Origin of the sequence: Acinetobacter sp. 18QD2AZ41W, assembly GCF_009829025.1 — a bacterium.
Lineage (GTDB): Bacteria > Pseudomonadota > Gammaproteobacteria > Pseudomonadales > Moraxellaceae > Acinetobacter > Acinetobacter pseudolwoffii.
In genome coordinates this window covers 1-4408 of sequence record NZ_WURP01000033.1, presented here as the reverse complement: position 1 = coordinate 4408, position 4408 = coordinate 1, and the positions used below count along the sequence as shown (strand labels likewise).

5 protein-coding genes are annotated in these 4408 nt (G+C 36.5%); 4 read left to right on the top strand and 1 reads right to left on the bottom strand.

What is annotated here, in order from left to right; all coding sequences use genetic code 11:
* The first annotated feature begins 755 nt into the window (after positions 1-755).
* Positions 756-1679 carry a replication initiation protein RepM gene (gene repM, locus GVV58_RS14900; protein WP_004856439.1) on the top strand — a complete coding sequence of 308 codons (924 nt, stop codon included), beginning with the start codon at positions 756-758 and terminating at the stop codon, positions 1677-1679.
* Positions 1676-1972, top strand: a complete 297-nt coding sequence (locus GVV58_RS14895) for a hypothetical protein (RefSeq protein WP_004856442.1) — start codon at positions 1676-1678, stop codon at positions 1970-1972. Before repM ends, GVV58_RS14895 begins: the two co-directional genes overlap by 4 nt.
* On the opposite strand, the gene GVV58_RS14890 is transcribed toward GVV58_RS14895, so the two are convergent.
* Positions 1969-2253, bottom strand: coding sequence for a hypothetical protein (locus tag GVV58_RS14890; RefSeq protein WP_004856445.1), 285 nt, complete (start codon positions 2251-2253; stop codon positions 1969-1971). The genes GVV58_RS14895 and GVV58_RS14890 overlap by 4 nt on opposite strands.
* Before the next feature lie 209 nt (positions 2254-2462).
* On the opposite strand from GVV58_RS14890, the gene mobQ reads away from it, so the two are divergent.
* On the top strand, positions 2463-3434 hold the full coding sequence (gene mobQ, locus GVV58_RS14885) for a MobQ family relaxase (protein WP_159516850.1): 972 nt from the start codon (positions 2463-2465) through the stop codon (positions 3432-3434).
* The gene (locus GVV58_RS14880) at positions 3431-3940 is read left to right on the top strand and encodes a hypothetical protein (protein WP_136144375.1); all 510 of its coding nucleotides are present in this window, start codon (positions 3431-3433) and stop codon (positions 3938-3940) included. The genes mobQ and GVV58_RS14880 overlap by 4 nt, the downstream gene beginning before the upstream one ends.
* Positions 3941-4408: the final 468 nt, after the last annotated feature.

Genomic DNA, 4408 nt, shown 5'->3' with positions numbered 1-4408 from the left:
GTTTTATGCTTGGATATAAGGCTTATTTTAAAATAATAGTAGTGAAGATTTTCTAAAATTAACATAATACACCTTATCCGAAATGCTTAGATATTTTCATTATCTTTCAATGTTATAGTCAATACTTAATAGCCCGAAACGTCATGCTCGGGCTTTTTTTATGATTCTTCACGTTCCACGACTAATATTTCATCAATGTTTCACAACTTTGATTAGCTCCAGTAAATAATTAAAACCTAGATAATAAGAACCGAGCGAGTGTCTACGAGCGATTGAGCATCATCAAAATTTCGACCTCGCTTTTTCTCTGATTACAAGCTCCCTTTCGATTTTAAACGGTAGTTACAGAGCATCCCGAATGGGTGCGAACTTTGGAGCTTTTGCTTTTCAAAAAGTATGAGCGAAGCGAATACATTACCAATGCTTTTGCTTTTAGATTTCATAAACAGGATTAACCAAAAACTGCCCCATGAAGCGAGGAACGAGCTTCAATAGAGTACGAGCTTTAGCGAGTACATAGGGCAGTTTTAAGCACTCCCCTCTTTTTAATATTTTTTAATTTTTTAATTTTTAGCCTCTACAATTAATTGATATATAAGAATAAAAATAGCAATAAGTACACCTTTATCTTGCAATAAGTACACCTTTATCTTGCAATAAGTACACCTTTATCTTGCAATAAGTACACCTTTATCTTGCAAAGTGACACTCAATAAAATAGAGTGTACTTATATATTTAAAAAACATGTGTGCTTATGAAAAAGGAACTAGTCGTTAAAGATAATGCACTAATAAATGCCAGTTATAATTTAGACCTATCAGAACAACGTTTAATACTGTTAGCCATACTTGAAGCTAGGCAATCAAATACACCCAATGATAAAGATTTGACGATTCATGCTGAAAGCTATATCAACCATTTCAATGTTCATAGAAATACAGCCTATAAAGTTCTTAAAGATGCTTGCAAAAGCCTATTTGATCGTAGATTTAGCTATCAAAAGCTGACTCAAAAGGGCAACATTGAGAATGTAATAAGTCGATGGGTACAACGAATATCTTATGTAGAAAATGAAGCTCTTGTTCGTATTAAGTTTTCTGATGATGTTGTACCGTTGATTACAAATTTAGAAAAACACTTCACCAGTTATGAACTAGAGCAAGTCAGCAGTTTAACTAGTGTTTACGCTATACGCTTGTATGAGTTGCTTATCGCATGGCGTAGTACAGGCAAAGTGACTATGGTAGAGCTAGAAGAGCTAAGATTAAAATTAGGCATAGAACCCAACGAATACAAGAGAATGGGGCAATTTAAAGAAAAAGTTTTACACCTTGCCATTGATCAAATTAATGAGTACACAGATATAAAAGCAGAGTATGAACAACACAAACGTGGTCGTTCAATTATTGGTTTTTCATTTAAGTTTAAGCAAAAATCACAGCCGAAAAAATTAGATTCTAAGCGTGACCCAAACACACCTGACTTTTTTGTCAAAATGACCGATGCACAACGCCATTTATTTGCCAATAAAATGTCAGAAATGCCTGAAATGGGGAAATATTCACAAGGTACAGAAAGCTACCAACAATTTGCTATCCGTATAGCAGATATGCTTTTAGAGCCTGAAAAATTCAGAGAGCTTTATCCAATATTAGAAAAATCAGGATTTCAGCCATGATTAAATTAAACAACCTATCAACTGATCTAAAACATGTGACCGTTGAATACCTCGACATCGTAAATTATGAAATTGCGAGGGAAAATATATGCGGTTATATCTTCCTATTATCTCGAATATCCAAAAATGCAGAACCCACCAAAAAAATGCAGATGGAAAGCAAAATACAGGACTTAATTTACTATCGAGATAATTTGCAGATAGAGGACAAAGACAATATTCAAAAGGTTTTAAATACGCTCATTCCCGAGTATCAAGCCGAACAGAACAACCAAACAGCTAAGAAAAATTAGGCTTCAATATCGGGCAAATCAAAAAGCTGTCTATCTCTATTTTCTGTTAAATATTCGTTGAGTTCAGCGAGTATTTTTTCTTTATTGGCTTCATTAGATTGCATCTTTTTAATTAAGTAAGAACCGAGCAAAATTTTACGTCTTGTATCGTCCTTTCTTTCTTGTTCCTTTTGCTTGGTTTTTTCTCTTGCATCAATAGCCTGTTTTTGAGCTTTTAACTGTTTCAACTTTTCTAATTGGGCTTCAATTTTCTTTTCGATATTTTCAGCAGATTTTGTCATAACGGTTAATTTCGGGATATAGAAAACCACTCAAGCATAAAACCCTATGAATTGAAATTCAAGCGGGCTATATGCTATCGTGTTTTTCATGAAATGCGCACTTACGACTTGGATTTCATCCAAGTCAAAGTTTGCGTAAGGGGTATCCCCTTAACCCCAAAAAACTGCTACGCAATTTTTTAAAAGCAAAAGCATCTCAAGGCGACTGCATGGCAATCTATCATTGTTCAACTAAAACAGTTAACCGAAGTTCAGGACGAACTGCGGTTGCATCAAGTGCTTATCGTGCAGGTGAAAAACTAGAAGATGAACGCACAGGGCTGACCCATGACTTTACGAGAAAAGACGGTGTCGCCCATTCTGAAATTATCTCTAATTTAGATATTGAAATTGACCGTGGCGAACTTTGGAACTTGGCAGAAAAAACCGAGAACCGCAAAGATGCCCGAACCGCTAGAGAATGGGTGATTGCCCTGCCTGATGAATTAGACGCTGATCAACGTAAGGACTTGGCAAAAGACTTTGCCAGGTCCTTAGTTGATCGCTATGACGTAATCGCAGATTTAGCCATCCATGAACCGAGTAAAGGCGGTAATGATAAAAACCATCACGCCCATATCATGCTCACAACCCGAAAAGCCGAATTGGACGCAGACAAAAAACTCACTCTGACCACCAAAACCGATATTGAACTCAGCAACGCCAAACGAAAAAGCCTTGGTATGGGGACAACCCAAGAAGACATTAAGCAAATTAGAGAAACATGGGCAGAGTTAGCCAATAAAGCATTGGAACGTGCAGGCTACCGAGAAAAAATAGATCACCGCAGCTATGCCGATCAGAACAACGGACTACAAGCCACCATCCATGAAGGCACCAAAGTCACTCAATTACGCAGACAAGGCATAGACACTGAAATTAGCCGTTTCAATGACAACGTCAAACAGCAGAATACCCAACAACTTGACCAACAGAAACAGCAGAAAGAGAGCGTTTTACAGCGTGGTTTAAACCGTGTCGATCAAGGTTTTGAGCAATGGCAGAAGAACCAAGAAAGCAAACGCCTAGAACTGGAACGCCAAGCGGAAATGAAGCGACAGCAAGAATTAGATAAACAACGAGCCGAACAAGCAAATCGTAAGGCATCACGAGATTTAGATAATGATGGATGGTCACGATGAGTAACCAAAATGATGATTTAGACCTAGACGATCAGTTATATATTCTATTGGCATCTATGAAGGAATACAGAGAAGCCATAGCAGACGATAACAAGCGATTAGAGACGTTTTACAACGAAGTGGCTAGCGGAGTGCTCAATAAGGCTGAAAAGTCGCTAGAAAACGCAAATAAGAAGCATACAGGCGCATTGAACAACAGTATTCAGCATTTAAACCAAGTTACAGCTAAACTAAATGCAAAATTTATCCTGTTTTTTGCCAGTACTTTTGTGGCTTTGGTTCTCGTATTGCTTTTGGCTATATTTTTGTATGTTCCAAGCCTTGATGAAATTCAACAGCGCAGAGCAGATAAGAAAGCATTAGAACAATATGCACTTCAAATCAAAGTTGATGATGGAGAAACACTCGTCAGAATCATGACGAAAAAGCCGTGTTACTCATTCCAACCAAATAACGTCAAAGAAAAAACCTATGACTGGTGTCAGATCGACCCTAAAAAATACTAGATGATCGGTACTTTGCTTGGTTTTTCTCATTACTGATCAGATTACAGCAAGCGCAAAGTTGCCCGACTTTGAAACATGGCTAAAGCCATGTTTCAAAGCATCGAGCTGAAATTTCGTATAAGAGATTTTATGTTAAATTTTTTATATCAAAATTTCAAAGTGTACTGATGAGTACACTTTGAATGGGTTCTAACACCCGAATTTCGTATATGAGATTTTATGTTAAATTTTTTATATCAAAATTTCAAAGTGTACTGATGAGTACACTTTGAATGGGTTCTAACACCCGAATTTCGTATATGAGATTTTATGTTAAATTTTTTATATCAAAATTTCAAAGTGTACTGATGAGTACACTTTGAATGGGTTCTAACACCCGAATTTCGTATATGAAATTTTATGTTAAATGATTGTTAGAAATGCCCCTTGATCGAGGCATTTTCTATAAAGAATACTAAAAACTAATTA

Bases quoted from the DNA above. Each gene is read 5' to 3' on its own strand.
- repM (WP_004856439.1), top strand. From the start codon at position 756: ATGAAAAAGGAACTAGTCGTTAAAGATAATGCACTAATAAATGCCAGT.
- GVV58_RS14895 (WP_004856442.1), top strand. From the start codon at position 1,676: ATGATTAAATTAAACAACCTATCAACTGATCTAAAACATGTGACCGTT.
- GVV58_RS14890 (WP_004856445.1), bottom strand. From the start codon at position 2,253: ATGACAAAATCTGCTGAAAATATCGAAAAGAAAATTGAAGCCCAATTA.
- mobQ (WP_159516850.1), top strand. From the start codon at position 2,463: ATGGCAATCTATCATTGTTCAACTAAAACAGTTAACCGAAGTTCAGGA.
- GVV58_RS14880 (WP_136144375.1), top strand. From the start codon at position 3,431: ATGAGTAACCAAAATGATGATTTAGACCTAGACGATCAGTTATATATT.